Origin of the sequence: Hyphomonas beringensis (assembly GCF_000682755.1) — a bacterium.
Lineage (GTDB): Bacteria > Pseudomonadota > Alphaproteobacteria > Caulobacterales > Hyphomonadaceae > Hyphomonas > Hyphomonas beringensis.
In genome coordinates, this window is record NZ_AWFF01000033.1 from 60,243 (window position 1) to 75,240 (window position 14,998).

Annotated in this window: 14 protein-coding genes; 7 read left to right on the top strand and 7 right to left on the bottom strand. The window is 57.2% G+C overall.

The features are described 5' to 3' along the window. Nucleotides 1-42 precede the first annotated feature (42 nt). Nucleotides 43-174 (top strand): hypothetical protein, encoded by a 132-nt coding sequence (locus HY29_RS19815; protein WP_277813016.1) that lies wholly within the window; start codon nt 43-45, stop codon nt 172-174. A 36-nt stretch (nt 175-210) separates the two neighbouring features. On the opposite strand, the gene HY29_RS08130 is transcribed toward HY29_RS19815, so the two are convergent. Further along, nucleotides 211-2,025, bottom strand: a complete 1,815-nt coding sequence (locus HY29_RS08130) for a L,D-transpeptidase family protein (RefSeq protein ID WP_034795373.1) — start codon at nt 2,023-2,025, stop codon at nt 211-213. Between the two features lie 396 nt (nt 2,026-2,421). Here HY29_RS08130 and HY29_RS08135 point away from each other — a divergent pair, with 396 nt between their 5' ends. Next, nucleotides 2,422-3,222, top strand: a complete 801-nt coding sequence (locus tag HY29_RS08135; protein ID WP_162176692.1) for a D-Ala-D-Ala carboxypeptidase family metallohydrolase — start codon at nt 2,422-2,424, stop codon at nt 3,220-3,222. Between the two features lie 84 nt (nt 3,223-3,306). Then, nucleotides 3,307-4,200 (top strand): LysR family transcriptional regulator, encoded by an 894-nt coding sequence (locus HY29_RS08140; RefSeq protein ID WP_233346689.1) that lies wholly within the window; start codon nt 3,307-3,309, stop codon nt 4,198-4,200. Nucleotides 4,201-4,503: 303 nt separating this feature from the next. On the opposite strand, the gene HY29_RS08145 is transcribed toward HY29_RS08140, so the two are convergent. Beyond that, nucleotides 4,504-4,968: a Dps family protein gene (locus HY29_RS08145; RefSeq protein ID WP_034795380.1), complete on the bottom strand. Its 465-nt coding sequence runs from the start codon at nt 4,966-4,968 to the stop codon at nt 4,504-4,506. Nucleotides 4,969-5,069: 101 nt separating this feature from the next. Further along, on the bottom strand, nt 5,070-6,281 hold the full coding sequence (locus HY29_RS08150; RefSeq protein WP_034795382.1) for a pyridoxal phosphate-dependent aminotransferase: 1,212 nt from the start codon (nt 6,279-6,281) through the stop codon (nt 5,070-5,072). Nucleotides 6,282-6,520: 239 nt separating this feature from the next. Between HY29_RS08150 and HY29_RS08155 the strand changes: the two genes are divergently transcribed. After that, entirely contained in the window at nt 6,521-6,823 is a 303-nt protein-coding gene (locus HY29_RS08155) for a hypothetical protein (RefSeq protein WP_034795386.1), read from the top strand. A 40-nt stretch (nt 6,824-6,863) separates the two neighbouring features. After that, on the top strand, nt 6,864-8,738 hold the full coding sequence (gene uvrC, locus HY29_RS08160) for an excinuclease ABC subunit UvrC (RefSeq protein WP_034795389.1): 1,875 nt from the start codon (nt 6,864-6,866) through the stop codon (nt 8,736-8,738). On the opposite strand, the gene HY29_RS08165 is transcribed toward uvrC, so the two are convergent. Further along, the gene (locus HY29_RS08165) at nt 8,735-9,343 is read right to left on the bottom strand and encodes a TetR/AcrR family transcriptional regulator (protein WP_034795394.1); all 609 of its coding nucleotides are present in this window, start codon (nt 9,341-9,343) and stop codon (nt 8,735-8,737) included. The genes uvrC and HY29_RS08165 overlap by 4 nt on opposite strands. Before the next feature lie 111 nt (nt 9,344-9,454). Here HY29_RS08165 and HY29_RS08170 point away from each other — a divergent pair, with 111 nt between their 5' ends. After that, the gene (locus tag HY29_RS08170) at nt 9,455-10,780 is read left to right on the top strand and encodes an oxygenase MpaB family protein (RefSeq protein ID WP_034795395.1); all 1,326 of its coding nucleotides are present in this window, start codon (nt 9,455-9,457) and stop codon (nt 10,778-10,780) included. Nucleotides 10,781-10,875: 95 nt separating this feature from the next. Here the strand turns inward: HY29_RS08170 and HY29_RS08175 are convergent, their stop codons facing one another. After that, complete coding sequence (locus tag HY29_RS08175) at nt 10,876-12,369, bottom strand: M20 family peptidase (RefSeq protein WP_034795398.1); 1,494 nt, start codon at nt 12,367-12,369, stop codon at nt 10,876-10,878. 117 nt (nt 12,370-12,486) lie between these two features. Between HY29_RS08175 and HY29_RS08180 the strand changes: the two genes are divergently transcribed. After that, nucleotides 12,487-13,860, top strand: coding sequence for an MFS transporter (locus HY29_RS08180; protein WP_162176693.1), 1,374 nt, complete (start codon nt 12,487-12,489; stop codon nt 13,858-13,860). Here the strand turns inward: HY29_RS08180 and HY29_RS08185 are convergent. Continuing rightward, nucleotides 13,857-14,468, bottom strand: coding sequence for a DUF924 family protein (locus HY29_RS08185; RefSeq protein ID WP_034795402.1), 612 nt, complete (start codon nt 14,466-14,468; stop codon nt 13,857-13,859). The two genes, HY29_RS08180 and HY29_RS08185, sit on opposite strands and share 4 nt — an antisense overlap. Then, nucleotides 14,465-14,998: bifunctional 2-polyprenyl-6-hydroxyphenol methylase/3-demethylubiquinol 3-O-methyltransferase UbiG (gene ubiG / locus HY29_RS08190; RefSeq protein ID WP_034795403.1), on the bottom strand; the 534-nt coding region annotated here is incomplete at its 5' end. The genes HY29_RS08185 and ubiG, both read right to left, overlap by 4 nt.

Below are 14,998 nucleotides of genomic sequence, written 5' to 3' on the forward strand. Positions count from 1 at the left end.
GTAGAAAGGGCAGATTCGGAAGCCGCGACAGAGGCAGGCAATATGGCCAATCTCATTCTCTTGCTGGAAGACAATCCCCGCATGGCACAGATGTTCGCCACGTGGGGGCGTATGAGCGACGACAAGCGACAGGCCTATCGCGAAACGGCAAAGGCCTTTCTTGATCAATTGTGATCAAGAAAGGCCTTGTCGGGGGAATGTCTAAGGCGCTTAGCCCTTTTTGCGGCTTGTCGAAGCCTTGGCCATCTCTTCTTCTGTTTGCGGAATATAGAGTGGCGCATACTTGTCCACCATCATGAGGCCGCCCTCTTCATTATATACGTCACGCCAGAAATAAGGGGTGCCATCTTCACCCACTGTCACCGTCATGTAGGTGATGTGAATCTGAGTCTCATTTGTGAAGTTGATACGCTCCGGCGCCGTGCCTTCGAGGGCCTCTTCAACATCCTTTTTGGACACAACCGGATCATCCTCGGCGATCCATTCGGCCATCTCATCAGGGTTTTCCAGGCGAATACAGCCAGAGCTGAATGTGCGTTGCGCTCTGTCAAACAGTCTCTTGCCAGGCGTGCCGTGCAGGTACACTGAGTATTGGTTCGGGAAAATGATTTTCATGTCCCCCAATGCATTGCTCGCGCCGGGGCCTTGGATAAGCTGGTAATTCTGAGCTGATGCCGGATCCGTCCAGTCCACGCTGGCCGCAGACACCTGCTGGCCGGTGGCACGGTCTATAACTGTGAAGTTCTTGCGTGTAGCGTAGCTTGGGTCTTTGGCCAGCTTGCTCAGCTTGTCCTTCTTCACGATGCTGACGGGTGCATACCATTTCGGATTTGCCACGGCATATTCGACCTGATCTGAAAAGACCGGGGTCTCCCGTGACGGCATCCCGACAATCGTCTTCATGGAGATTTCCATACGGCCATCGTCCCAGCCCTCTACCATAAAGGAAGGGATGTTCGCCCAGATATACTTCTCGCCAAGATCATCATAATGACGCCAGCGGTTCATCGTGTCGGCGATACGGTCGATCTTGGATTCGACGCTCTCATTCAGGGCCGCGAGCGTCTTGTCGCCAAGTACGCCATCATCCTCAAGGCCGTGATGACGCTGGAAAGCCTTCAGGCCTTCCTCAAGCTTTGTATCGAAGACCATTTCCGGATCAACGGAAGCGTCTTTCGTCTCATCAGTGGCTTCGGAATCATCCAGGCCGATTGTTTGCAGCAGGGCCTCTGTCCAGGTTTCCGGTTCCATATAGCCTTCACGTTCCAGGCGTTCGCGCAGGGCCGGAACACGGGCGTCTGTGTCTCCAGGCTCTATAGCATCGCCTGCCGGAATGGCCAGCCAACCGCCTTCCGCTTTCAGTTCACGATACTGTTTGAGCTCTTTCTTGAGGCGCATATATTGCGGGTGCGTTGGCTCCATGTCGGACAGAACGTCGTCGGCATCGCCTTTGGCTGCCTTTATGAGGTTCTTTTGAACCATGGACATGGAAGGCTTGTCAGTCTTTGACGTTGCGGCTTCGCCATTGTCGGAAAGTCCTCCGCTTACAGCAGATGCCATGCGAACCCAGGCGGCTGTCAGTCGCAGATCAGCTTCCGCGCGAGCTTCAGATGTCTCGCCATTGAATCTCTGGTCAATCATGTTCTCAAGCAGGTCGGCAGATGTATCCGATGCGACGATGCCATATGAAAAGAGATCTGCGCGTGCACGCTTCAGGGATTGCGCCCCTTTTTTTGTCCAGACCGGCTCAAATACATTCTGGGCATATGTGGCACGCACCGTCATTAGAACCCCGGCTTCGGTCTCTGCAGAAAGTTCTTCTTCCAGCCAGTCATTGGTGATCAGAGCTTGCAGAGCATTGGCTTCAGGGGACGAAAGTGTCGAGCCCATGGCTTCGTCGGCAGTTAGAGCGGCGACGGGGGCAGTATCGACTGGCGCGGCATGCTGAGCTGAGGCTGTTGCTGCGACGAACAGGCTGGCTGTTGCGAGAATCGTTGAGGCAAGGAGCTTGTTGTTGGTATTCATGTTAAGTGCCCTCTTTGTATGTCCGTTCTGGAAGCATGGGGCGGCGCTGCTAAGCTGCGTGCCAAAATGCCCCGGCATCGTTGTTCTGAATTCGCCAGTTAAACACGCCGAGTACGCAGGGGTTCCGAGTTTAAGGCCTGAAAAGGCTGATAAAAATTTATGGCACCAATTGCCGCTTGGTGCGTTACAGGTGCGAGCGCATTGGTTAAAAGTGCGGGTAATTTTCGGCCATTTGATACGAGGACTGATCCAATTTATTCTGAACTTTTCAAATTCCTGCTTCTTCCCGCAATCGCAGTGTTTGCTGAGTTAACCACTCCGGGTGGGCAAACACGGCAAGTCTCTGAAGTTAGTGAGGCGGGATTTGAAATCAGGGTTAATGGAACACTTTCTGCTTTGCCTCTTATCTCTGCCTCCGGGATGCCGGGCGAGCCGGTTGAGATTGAAGTGCCGCAAGGCGCCTCAATCAGCGTAAGCGCAGGTGAGGTCTCGGAAGAGGGGGGTAAGATCCTCTGGAGGGCACCAGATAGCCCGGGGCTTGAAGACATGACCATTACTCATAATGGTCAACAGGTGCATCTGAACTTGTTCGTGCTCACACCATTTCGAAACGGCGTCGAAGATGCCCTGAACGGCTATCGTATCGGCAAATATGCTCAGCCGCTGAGGAATATGAGCAGCTATGCCGTACCGCGCGGCTTTATAGATCTGACCGCTATGTCAGAGGATTTGCGGGTCTCCCCGAATTTTAAGCTCGGACAGTTTCGCTGCAAGCAGCAGCCCGGTCATGAACCGACTTATTTGTTGCTGCGGCCTGAGATGTTGGTGAAGTTGGAGATCATTCTTGAGGCTGCAAATGAACGGGGCTGGGAAGCCGACACCTTCTTCGTGATGAGCGGATATCGCACGCCATTCTACAATGCGGCTATCGGCAACACGACAACGTCTTCACGGCACCTCTATGGAGATGCGGCTGACATTTACATCGACCAGGACCGTGACGGTCAGATGGATGATCTTGACGGCAATGGCCGCATCGAGAAGGCGGACGCTTACGCGCTCGTCGCCCTGATTGATGATCTGGCAGCGAAGAAAGATCCACGCTGGGTGCCAGGCGGTGGCTCTGCTTATGGTGCCAATGCAGCGCACGGGCCGTTCGTGCATGTCGACACGCGCGGATACAAGGCGCGCTGGTAGGGCGACGGCCCCAGCCACACGCATTCTCCCTCTTGCCGTGACGTTAAATAGACGTCACAAACTGACCTCATGGATTGGGGCAAATTGAAGTCTTTTCACGCGGCCGCCGAAGCCGGAAGCCTGACCTCTGCAGGGGAGCGTCTGGGCATTTCGCAATCGGCCGTTTCTCGTCAGATCGCAGCCCTGGAAGAGGCGCTTGGTGTGTCTCTGTTCCAGCGTCATGCTCGCGGCCTTGTCCTGACTGATAGCGGCCATACGCTGTTTCGCTCCACCATGGAGATGGCGAGCGCGGCGCAATCGGCGAATACGCTGCTGAAAGACCAGCAGGAAACCCCACAGGGGGAGCTCATCGTCTCCGCCCCAATGGCTTTTGGCTCTACTTGGCTGGTTCCGCGCCTTGGCACGTTTGCCCGGAAGCATCCGGACCTCAATCTGGATCTGCGTCTGGATGATAGTCGGGAATATGACCTGCTGAAGCTGGAGGCAGAGTGCGCCATTCGATTGTGGGCCGCGGACAAGGCAGACCTGATCCAGCGCAAGCTCGGCACTGTGGCAACGAATTTGTACGCCGCGCCCGAATATCTAAAGGCCTATGGCATGCCTCGCACGCCGCAGGACCTCGATAATCACCGGATTATTGCCTATGGTGATGAAAGCTCGCTTCTGGATGTTATGAGCTTTGCCTGCCGGGTTGGGCGTGATGATAGCCCGCCACGCCAGGCCGCGCTGAAGGTGAACAATGTGTTCGCCATGTTGAGGGCTGTCGATGCGGGCCTGGGCATTGCGGACGTGCCGGACTACATGGCCTCCACCATGCCGCGCCTCGTGAAAGTGTTGCCGGAAACCGTTGGCCCAATCTTCGATCTCTATTTTATCTACCCAAGCGATCTTCGGCGGTCCAAACGGGTTGCAGCTTTCAGAGATTTCATCACCGCTGAGACGGAAATCCTCCGGCGGCCTGCTATGCGTCACAATTAAGTCAAATTCCAATACCGCATGCATAAATGCATGAAAGCCCTGCTGAGACGCATCTTGTAATAAGCGTAACAAGGGTTATTTACCCGGTATGCCAAGGGTCCCGGGCATGTACCCAATCTTTCCTCCGATTGGGCGTTTCCTCCCCCCAACGGGACCCGATACTTCAGCCCGGCGCGTTTTCCGCAGCCGGGCTTTTTTTTGCGCAATTTCCTGACGTGTTGCGCCGCAGCATTCCAAAACAAAACTGCCGCCTCTCCGGTGGGGAGAGGCGGCAGCTGAAAGTAGGTGAAGGGGCCTTGTACGCTAGAGGCTTGCGCGAAGCATCCAGGCTGTTTTCTCGGCAATTGTGGCCCTCTGGGTCATCAGGTCTGCGGTTACCTCATCGCCATTGTCCTGAGCGATTTTGAGCCCTGCCTTGGCCGCGCGGCTGATCGCTTCGTGGCCTTTGACCAGATTTTCGACCATCGTCTCCGCATCCGGGATGCCATTGTCAGGTTTGATCGTGGCAGGCTCAACCATCTCAGCAGCAGAGGCCGGTGCGAAGTGACCAAGGGCGCGAATCCGTTCCGCAATCTCGTCCAGTGCCATCCACAGCTCATTGTACTGCGTCTCGAACATCGTATGCAGTGAGCTGAAACGCGGGCCTGTTACGTTCCAGTGATAGCCATGCGTCTTGGAATAGAGCGCATAGGTCTCAGCGAGCAGGACGCGCAAGGCGTCCGCAGATGTGTTTCGGGCTTCGTCATTCAGACCAATATCAACAGGCATGGGAAAACTCCTTTTGTCTTTATAGACAAAAGATAGGGAGTGCATGTGCCGGGTGCCAATTGATAGGCCGAGATGCCGCTATAGGATTACCCTATAGCTGTTTATGACAGGCTGGAACAGAAGCGGTGGATGCGTTTCAGGGCTTCCTGCAGGGCTTCTGTAGATGTTGCGTAGGACACCCGGAAAGCCGGTGACAGGCCGAATGCAGCGCCAAACACAACAGCCACTTTTTCCTGTTCCAGCAGTTCGGCAGCGAAGATCTCGTCATTCTCGATCACTTTGCCGGACGGGCTGGTCTTGCCGATCACGCCGGCGCAGGACGGATAGACATAGAAGGCGCCTTCCGGTGTCGGGCAGGTCAGGCCCGGCGTATTGTTGAGGCCTTCGACCACCATGTCGCGGCGTTGCTGATACACGGCGCGACGCTCTGGCAGGAAGTCCTGCGTGCCATTCAGAGCTTCGACGCTGGCCCACTGGCTGATGGAGCAGGGGTTGGAGGTCGTCTGGCTGATTACCTTGCGCATGGCGCCGATCAGTTTCTCAGGACCGCCCGCATAGCCGATACGCCAGCCGGTCATCGCATAGGCCTTGGAAACGCCATTCACGGTCAGCGTGCGGTCGTAGAGGCCCGGCTCGACCTGGGCGATGGTCCAGTATTCAAAGCCGTCATAGACGAGGTGCTCATACATGTCGTCTGTCAGGATCCAGACATGCGGATGATCCAGCAGCACATCTGCCAGCGCGCGCAGCTCTGCCTTCGTATAGGCCGCGCCAGTCGGGTTGGACGGAGAGTTCAGCAGCAGCCATTTGGTTTTTGGTGTAATGGCCGCTTCCAGCGCTTCCGGCGTCAGCTTGTAATTCACCTCCGGTCCGCACGGGACAGCAACCGGCTCGCCGCTCGCTAGCAGAACCATGTCCGGATAGGAGACCCAATAAGGGGCCGGGATGATCACTTCATCACCGGGATTCAATGTGGCGAGAAACGCATTGTAGATGACGGGCTTGCCGCCTGGTGCGATGTGGATCTGGCTTGGCTTGTAGGTCAGGCCATTCTCGCGAGAGAATTTCGCGCAGATGGCTTCCTTCAGTTCCGGCATGCCATCGGCAGGCGTGTATTTTGTCTTGCCATCGCGGATCGCCTTGATGGCCGCGTCCTTGATATTGTCGGGCGTATCGAAATCCGGCTCGCCTGCGCCCAGACCAATCACGTCATGGCCTTCACGTTTCAGCTCATTGGCTTTCGTTGTAACGGCGATGGTGGCGGAGGGCTTTACGCGGTCGAGCGCGTCGGACAGGCGGATTTCGGCTGACATGATAGGGTTCCGGTGACTTGGTAAGCGGTATCGCGGGCCCCGGAGTAATCCTGCCGCGTCCAGCCTGCAAGGGGGTGGCCAGAGTAATTCTGCCGCATGGCCTCATGATAACTTAATCAGGCCTTAACCATGCCTGGTAAACTCAAATGTGCACTCACAACAAGATATTAGCCTTGTTTTGCGATGTTCCGGGTATCGGAATATCCGGGAGTCCCTTTGGAGGGGTGAAATATACCGCCATGAACGCTGCAAATAGCAATTCTGTCTTGAACCGCTTCCTCGATGAAGTGGCCAATACGCTTAATATGGCCTATCGGGACATCAGTTTGTGGCTGGCGCGTCTGGATGACATGGAAAAGGTTTTCCTTCTCAGCGGCTTTATCCTGATCCTTTTCATGCTGATTCTCGTGAAGGCAGCCAAGCGATCTGCAGACCCCAGCAAGAGGCGTTCATTCTTCAGCTCCCTGGTGCTGGTGATGGTATTTGCTTTCGGCGCAGGCTGGATCCTCGATTCCCGGTTGGACCTGTCGCACTACCTCTAGGGTCTCGCATACTGCTCTTTGGCAAGCTATCTGTAGAGGCATGAGCCCGACCGATTCCAGCGCATCGCCTCTTCGGGGCATTGATGTCATCAAGGACAATCTGAAACGCCTGCCAGCCCGGCCGGGCGTATACCGCATGTTCGGCGAGCATGATGAGGTTCTGTATGTCGGCAAGGCGCGGGACCTGAAGGCGCGCGTGTCGAATTATGCGCGTCTCGGAGGCCACACGCAGCGTATCGCGCGGATGATCTCCATGACGCGGCGGATGGAATTCGTCGTGACCGAGACAGAGACAGAGGCGCTGCTGCTGGAAGCCAGCCTGATCAAGAGCTTGAAGCCGCGTTTCAATGTTCTGCTGCGCGACGACAAATCCTTCCCCTACATCCTGATCCGCCGCGATCACGAAGCGCCACAGATCAAGAAGTATCGCGGCAGCAAGATGGATCAGGGAGACTATTTCGGGCCGTTTGCCAGTGCCGGTGCCGTGATGCGGACGCTGGACACGTTGCAGAAAGCCTTCCTGCTGCGCACGTGTGAAGACAGCGTATACTCAGTCCGTACACGCCCCTGCATGCTGCACCAGATCAAGCGCTGCGCTGCGCCGTGTGTGGGGCTCATTTCTACAGAAGACTATCAGGCCCTGGCAGACCAGGCGGCGGATTTCCTGCGCGGGAAGGGGGCCGACCTGCAGAAGCGCCTGGCCGCTGACATGGAGCAAGCCGCCGAGGAGATGGAGTTTGAGCGCGCGGCCCGTCTGCGAGACCGGATCCGGGCGCTGGCCCATGTTCGCTCCACCCAGGATGTGAACCCGGAAGATATCGAAGAGGCGGATGTGTTTGCCATTGAAATGGATGGCGGCGTTTCATGTGTACAGGTCTTCTTCATTCGTGCCGGGCAGAACTGGGGCGCGACGGCGCATTATCCTCGCCATGAACGCGAGCAGACGCCAGAGGAGGTTCTCTCGGCTTTCCTCGTCCAATTCTATGACAAGCGTCCGCCGCCCAGACTTATCCTTGTCAACGAGATGCCGGATCAGGCGGAGCTGATTTCCGAAGCGCTTGAACTGAAAGCCGGCCGCAAGGTGGAGGTGCGCAAGCCCGAACGCGGCAGCAAGAAGGATCTGGTGGCCCAGGCCGCACGCAATGCCAGCGAGGCGCTTTCCCGTAAGCTGGCGGAGACTGCGAGCCAGGCGCGCCTCTTGGCGGAAGTTGCGAAGGTTTTCGAACTGGAAAGCCCGCCCGAGCGGATTGAAATCTACGACAATTCCCACATTCAGGGCACGAATGCCGTGGGCGGAATGGTTGTGGCCGGTCCGGAAGGCTTCATGAAGAATGCCTATCGCAAGTTCAATATAAAAGACGAGACGATCGAGCCCGGCGATGATTATGGCATGATGCGCGAAGTCATGCGCCGGCGGTTTTCCCGTGCGCTGAAAGAGCGTGAAGAGGGCAATGGGGCCAACTGGCCGGATCTGGTGCTGATTGATGGCGGCTTGGGTCAAATGATCGCCGTGATTGAAGCCCTGGCAGAGATTGGTGTGACGCCGGACGATGTGAATCTTGTTTCCATCGCCAAGGGTGTGGACCGAAATGCCGGCCGGGAGCAATTTTTCCGTCCGGGCAGGCCGCCTTTCAAGTTGCCGGAAACAGCGCCTGTGCTTTACTATCTTCAGCGCTTGCGGGATGAAGCGCACAGATGGGCCATTGGTGCACACCGGGCGAAGCGGTCTGCTGCGATCAAGACATCACCCTTGGATGAAATCGAAGGTGTCGGTCCGGCCCGTAAGAAGGCGCTGCTGCACCATTTCGGTTCAGCCAAAGGCGTATCCCGCGCCAAGGTGGCAGACCTGATGGAAGTTGAAGGTGTGAGCGAAGCCCTTGCAGAACGCATCTGGGGCCATTTCAATAGTGGCTAGTCTGTTCGTGTACTGCGCATGGACAGATTGTTTATATAGCTCTCCATCAGGTACACGATCTCATCTTCCAATATGTTCGTATCAAGCTCCAGTTCAGGCTCGGCAGCCGCCGCACGCAAAAGATAAATGGCGGCATGAGTCAGAATAAAGGTGGCTTCGCGGCCCAGATTGAGTTCCACATCCGCGCTTTCCTGAAGAGATGCGAGCAGCGCAAGGTGCTGCCGGCTCATCTCTGTGGCGCCTCCATTCCGGAAGAGGACATCCGATAGCGCTATACGGGTTTCCGGCGAGCCTTGAGGGCCGTGAATCAGGGCGCGGACAATTGCGCGAATGCTGGAGATTTCCGGGGTTTCCAGGATGATCTCGGTCACCAATTGCCGGATTTCATCACTCTCTTTCTGGGCAATGGCCAGAAGAATGGCGTCGCGATCCTCAAAATACTGGTAGAGCGTGCCGATGCTGACCCCGGCTCGTTCGGCAATGTGATTGGTTGTCAGATTGTTGAGTCCTTCTGCCTCGAGAATCTGAAAGGCAGCTTCCAGAATGGCCTCGACGGTGGCCTGCGCGCGCTTTTGCGTGGGTTTTCTTCTTTTCTTTTCAGTCACTTGCGTGCCCTTCCGGAACGATGCCAACCCATATTCGGGATGCGAGTAAAAATATGAGCATTGCTTAGATTATACTGAGGGCTGTGAAAAGACGCAGTCAGGAGAAGGTGTATGCAGACTTCGCTCGAGCATGTTCATGAGCGCATCGAAGGGCAGAAGATGGCCCTTCCGATGATGTATGGCGATGTCGACTTCTCGCAGACACCTGAACGCTACACCGAAAATATCGCTGAAAGCTCCATGGCGAGCTATGCGGACAAATTCCCTGTCCCACCTGCCGAGATGCGTGAGCGGGTCAAAGCCTATACGATGCTGGGAGATGTGACGGCTGACGCCTATGCGTCCTTGATGGCCACTTATGGCTTCAAGCGGCTGGTCGAGATGCTGACCACTGCCTGTGACAAAGGATTGGAGGCCGTGCCGGATGCGCCACCTCAGCTTGTCGCCCTGATTGAGGAAATGGAAACAAAGCCGGATTGGCTGGACATGGATCTGGTGCGGGAAGGGGCCCGGCTGAACCGCTTGCCCATGTCGGTCACGGCGCCTTGGATGATCCGCGGCGCTTTCCTTGCCACCTTTTTGAACAAGTATACGGCGCTGCCCATGGCGCTGACCGGCACGTTGAGCCACGCTTCGGCATCGCGCCGCGTGAATGAAACGGCAACCTTCTTTACCGTGACGACCCTGCCAGGTGCTCTGGAGCCGCGTGGCGAAGGCTTCAAGGCAGCAGCCATGGTTCGCCTGATGCACTCCATGGTGCGCTTCAATGTCATGCGGCGGATGCGCAATGTCTGGGATATTTCCGTCTACGGCATTCCTGTGCCGCAGGTGGACCAGATGCCTGCCGGTCTGATCGATGTGTTCCTGTTATCTTACCAGATGCTGGAAGAGGGGCGGACAGAGTTCACACCGGATGAACGCGCGCAGCTGGAGTTCAGCCGTTATCGTTGTTATTTGCTCGGCCTGCCCGAAGACCTGTTGATGGACACGCCGCAGGGCATTGTCGACATCATGAATGCGCGCTCAGCCTCTATCCGCTCAGGCTTTGATGATGAAACCTGCGGCTCTCTGGTGCGCGCAACTCTGGCAACCTATTTGCCGCCGAACCGGTCCCTTGGAAACCGTATCCGCAATGCGCTTGAGCGGCGTCTGGCGCGGCTTGTTCTGGTGAAGCAGTTCCTGGGAGGGGACAGCAAGGTGGCGCGGGAAATGGGCGTTCCGGTCCAGCCCCTGGATTATGTGATCGCTACAGTATTGTTCCCATACATTGCGATGAAGATGGGGCTCTACAAAGCGGCTCGGTCCATCCCTGGTGTCAGGGGACTGATGGAACGTCATTTGACGGCCAAGATACATCGTTTGCTGAAACGCTATGGCCATGCCGAATTTACATCAGATGCAGAGGCATATCGTCCGGCCGTGAAAGCGGCTGCGTAGGGGGCGGTAAGTGGGGGCTGTCTGGCGCTCTCCATGCCTGCGGGGGCAGGCGGAGGGCGCCAGACTGTTACCGTGCCCTGATGGGACTGTGCGTCTTATTTGTCCGGACCGTCCATTCCGAGGATAATCTGGGCATAGCCTTCTGACAGGCGCTTCATATTGGCGACTTCCAGTCGCTCATTCGTGCCATGGAAGCCATGCGTGTCTTCTTCCTTCACAAGCGCCGGTGCGAAGCGGTAGACATTCTTGCTGATCGCGGAGGCATAGCGTGCATCCGTCGCACCAAGCACAAGGCTCGGCGCAGCAGGCGCGCCATCGCCAACCTTCTCGGCCACACTCGCCAGCACGGCATAGGCGCGATTGTCTGTAGGCGACACAGGCGAAGCCGGACTGTTGATGCCTTCGTCCCCAAGGCTGACTTCAATGCCTTCAATGTCCGCTGTCAGATCCTTGACGTGTTGCAGTACGCTTTCCGGCGTATCGTTCGGGTGGATACGGAAATTCACGGTCGCCATGGCGCGCTGCGGCAGAACGTTCTCTTTGGCAGAGCCTACCAGCATGGTTGGCGCTGTGGTTGTACGGATCATCGCATTCCCGGCCGGTATCTTCGAGAACGACGAATCTACCATGCCCTTGAACAGCCAGAGATTGGCAAAGGCCATGCGGTTTATGAAGGACATGTCGCGCGAAGAGGCTTCGAGGAGGTTAGAGATGGGCGGCTTGGAAAAGTCCGCAGGCATCTGATTTTCGTCGAGAGCAATGATGGCGCGGGAAAGGTTCACCGCGGCTGAATTGCGGGGGGGCATGGAGGAGTGGCCGCCTTTGGCATGTGCCGTGATGACGATCGTGGTGTAGCCCTTTTCCGAGACGCCGATAAAGCCCATGCGCTTACCTGTTAGTGGGGAGGGGTCCAGCACCATGAAGCCTTCATCAAGCACCATTTCCGGAGTGACGCCGCGCGACTTCAGCAGGGCGATCCCGGCCTGTGCCCCGGAGCCGGAGACTTCCTCATCATGCCCAAACATGAAGTGGACCGTCCGCTCAGGCTGGAAGCCGGACTTGGCGAGGGATTCTGCGGCCTCCATCAGGGCAATGAGATTGCCTTTGTCATCCAGGGCGCCGCGTCCATAGATGTAGCCGTCAATAATCTCGCCGGCAAAGGGCGCGCCCGTCCAGTCTCCTTCGGTGCCGATATTGACCGGCACAACATCCTGGTGAGCCATCAGCAGCAGGGGATCGAGAGACGGGTCAGACCCTTCCCATGTGTACAGCAGGGTTAGCGTGCCGGGCACCAGTTCGCGTTTCATGGCCGCGTGGGCGGCGGGATAGGTTGCCTGCAGCCAGTCCTGGAACTCCAGCCACGGGCCGTCCTGACCTGGGCGCGGGTCGCCGGGGGCAACGGTAATCGTGCGGAACTGAATGGCTTCGCTGAGATGGGCGGCTGCCTCTTCGGCGGAGACGGCAGGCGCATCCGCGAGATCAACGCGCTCGCCCACACTGCCACTACCATACGAGAATGTGCGCACCAGAAGTACGGCAACAAGCACAACGATCAGCGCCGCCAGGCCCAACAGGATTTTCTTCAGCATTTCTCTCCGCCCTCCCGGATTCACGTAACCTGTGTCAAACGCTGCCGCCCCGGCGTCAACCATCCTGACGTTAAAAAATGACTTGGCCGTCACGTTTTTAGCATGCACGATGCCAGAATGACTGACGCAAGTGGCCGGCGCCTGTCTCTTCCCCGTGTGCTCGCGTTCAGCACACTCAGCATCCCGCTTGCCGGCGTGGGGCTTCCTGTAGGTGTGTATCTGGCACCTCTCTATGCCAATGAGGTTGGTCTCGGGCTGGAATTGACCGGCCTCCTGTTCATGCTGCTGCGCCTGTGGGACCTGGTTACAGATCCGGTCATGGGCTTTCTGGTGGACCGGTATCGCAGCCCCCTTGGGCGTGTGCGGCACTGGATCCTGATCAGCGTGCCCATTCTGGGCCTTGCGACCTTCTTCATTTATCTGCCGCCCCGAGACGGCGTGACGCCCGGATATTTCATCATCTGGATGCTGCTATTCTATGTGGGGTTCACATTGTTGCAGACGTCGCGCTCGGCATGGGTGCCGGCAATCGCGCGGGATTATGATGATCGTTCGCGCTTGTTCCTTTGGGCGGAAATTGTCAGCGTGCTGGCAATGTTGGGCTTGCTGGCTGTGCCGGCAATTCTTGCCGCCATGCAGCTGCACGTCGACCGGTTTGCGCAAGTGGCCACAATGGGATGTCTCCTGCTGATTTTTCTGCCGCTCTCGGCCTTTCTGTCTACGGTGTTTGTTCCCGACCCGCCCATGAAGGGCGAAGCGAACGGGGCCGCCAAATTTGACCTGAAATCCATGCTGGCCGCGCTGCGCAACAAACTGCTTGGCCGTGTATTGCTGGTGGAAGTCCTGGCCGGAACGGCGATTGCGGTGACAGCAGCGAACTACCTTTTCGTGGCTGAACACGTCTTCAAGATGACAGATGCCGGGGCCAGCATGATCCTGATGCTGTTCTTCCTGTGTGCGGCCATGGCCATGCCGCTCTGGCTGAAGCTGGCGGCCAAAACAGAAAAGCATATTGCGTTCTGCGCCGCCGCACTGACGGCCGCGATCAGCTATATCTATTACTATATAGCCGGTCAGGTCGGCACGGGCATGTTCTGGTTGCTGCCTGGTGCGATCCTCAACGGAGCAGCCTTCAGCGCACCGCTTGTTCTGACACGTTCCATGATTGCCGACATTGTTGAGGAGCAGACCTCACGTACCGGCGAGAACCGCTCCGGCATCTATTATTCCATGCTGACGAGCGCCTATAAATTTGGCGCGAGTCTGGCGTTGGGCGTAGGCTATTTTATCCTGGGGCAGGTGGCAGGGTTTCATCCGGGCAAGGAAAACTCACCCGAAGCCATTCATGGGCTGCTGCTCGTCTTCTGTCTGTTGCCGGGCATTCTTTACGTGCTGGCTGCCATTGCGGCGTCATCCTACACGCTTACCCGTGAAGTCCAGAAATCGCTTGCGAATTCCATGGACCCGCGCGGTCCGGAATTGATGGACTAAAAGCCGCCCCCTTCAGCCAGCCACTCTTTTTCTTCCTCGGTGGACTCGCGGCCAAGGGCTTCATTGCGATGCGGGAAGCGGCCGAATTGCTCGATCACCTTCTTGTGGGCTTCGGCGTAGTCGAGTGTGCTCTTGGCAAACTCCCGGAACGGTTCACGCGCATCTTGTGCAAGCTTCGTGAAGAGGGCGACAGACCGCTCTTGATCGTCCATTTTTTCTGAGTGCTCCAGCGGCAGGTAAAAGAACACGCGCTCGGTCTCTGACAAACCCTGGTCCTGACCAAAAGTCAGGCCGTCCAGGCAGTAGCGCAGCGCCAGGGAATCCTGATCAAAGGCGCGTTCTTGGCCGCGAAATAGATTACGGCTGAACTGGTCCAGCACGATAATGGTTGCCAGACGCTGGCGCGGGCCCTGTTCGGCCCAGTCGTCAGCAAAGGGCAGATGGCTCATCTCTTCAAGCAGGGGCAGGAAGCGAGTCCGGATCTCTTCATCGGTTGCTTCGGATTTGCCGAACCAGAGTTTATGTTTCTCCTCGATGGCCTCAGCAGACTCATTGGTCTCGCCGATCCAATAGGTCAGCACATCATTTGGCATGGGCAAATCGGTCATTCAGCAGGTCTCCGGGCTACGATCATGTAATTTACTTTCGTGTCGCTGGAGATCTTCCAGCTGTCCGAGAGCGGGCTGTAAGACACGCCATTTGGCGGCTCGACGTCCATTCCTGCGGCCTTGAGGCCTGCGGTGGCTTCGTCAGGTGTCACGAATTTCGACCAGTCATGCGTGCCCCGGGGTAACCAGCCAAGCACATATTCCGCGCCGACGACTGCCGTCGCAAGGGCCTTGGCCGTACGGTTCAGCGTGGCAACAATCATCAGACCGCCGGGCTTCACCAGGCTGGCTGTGTCCTTCAGGAAGGTATGCGGGTCTGCGACATGTTCGACCACTTCCAGATTGAGAACGATGTCGAATTGCGTCTCCCCGCCATCGATCAGGCCTTCGGCCGTGCCGGCGCGATAGTCGATATCGAGGCCTTGTTCCTGGGCGTGCGTCATCGCGGTCTTGATGTTTTTCTCGGAAGCATCGACTCCAGTGACCGCCGCGCCAAGCCGCGTCATCGGCTCGCAGACAAGGCCGCCGCC

Coding starts and splice junctions, on each gene's coding strand:
- HY29_RS08185 (WP_034795402.1), bottom strand. CDS start 14,468: ATGACCGATTTGCCCATGCCAAATGATGTGCTGACCTATTGGATCGGC.
- HY29_RS08170 (WP_034795395.1), top strand. CDS start 9,455: ATGCAGACTTCGCTCGAGCATGTTCATGAGCGCATCGAAGGGCAGAAG.
- HY29_RS08175 (WP_034795398.1), bottom strand. CDS start 12,369: ATGCTGAAGAAAATCCTGTTGGGCCTGGCGGCGCTGATCGTTGTGCTT.
- HY29_RS08155 (WP_034795386.1), top strand. CDS start 6,521: ATGAACGCTGCAAATAGCAATTCTGTCTTGAACCGCTTCCTCGATGAA.
- HY29_RS08180 (WP_162176693.1), top strand. CDS start 12,487: ATGACTGACGCAAGTGGCCGGCGCCTGTCTCTTCCCCGTGTGCTCGCG.
- uvrC (WP_034795389.1), top strand. CDS start 6,864: ATGAGCCCGACCGATTCCAGCGCATCGCCTCTTCGGGGCATTGATGTC.
- HY29_RS08145 (WP_034795380.1), bottom strand. CDS start 4,968: ATGCCTGTTGATATTGGTCTGAATGACGAAGCCCGAAACACATCTGCG.
- HY29_RS19815 (WP_277813016.1), top strand. CDS start 43: ATGGCCAATCTCATTCTCTTGCTGGAAGACAATCCCCGCATGGCACAG.
- HY29_RS08130 (WP_034795373.1), bottom strand. CDS start 2,025: ATGAATACCAACAACAAGCTCCTTGCCTCAACGATTCTCGCAACAGCC.
- HY29_RS08150 (WP_034795382.1), bottom strand. CDS start 6,281: ATGTCAGCCGAAATCCGCCTGTCCGACGCGCTCGACCGCGTAAAGCCC.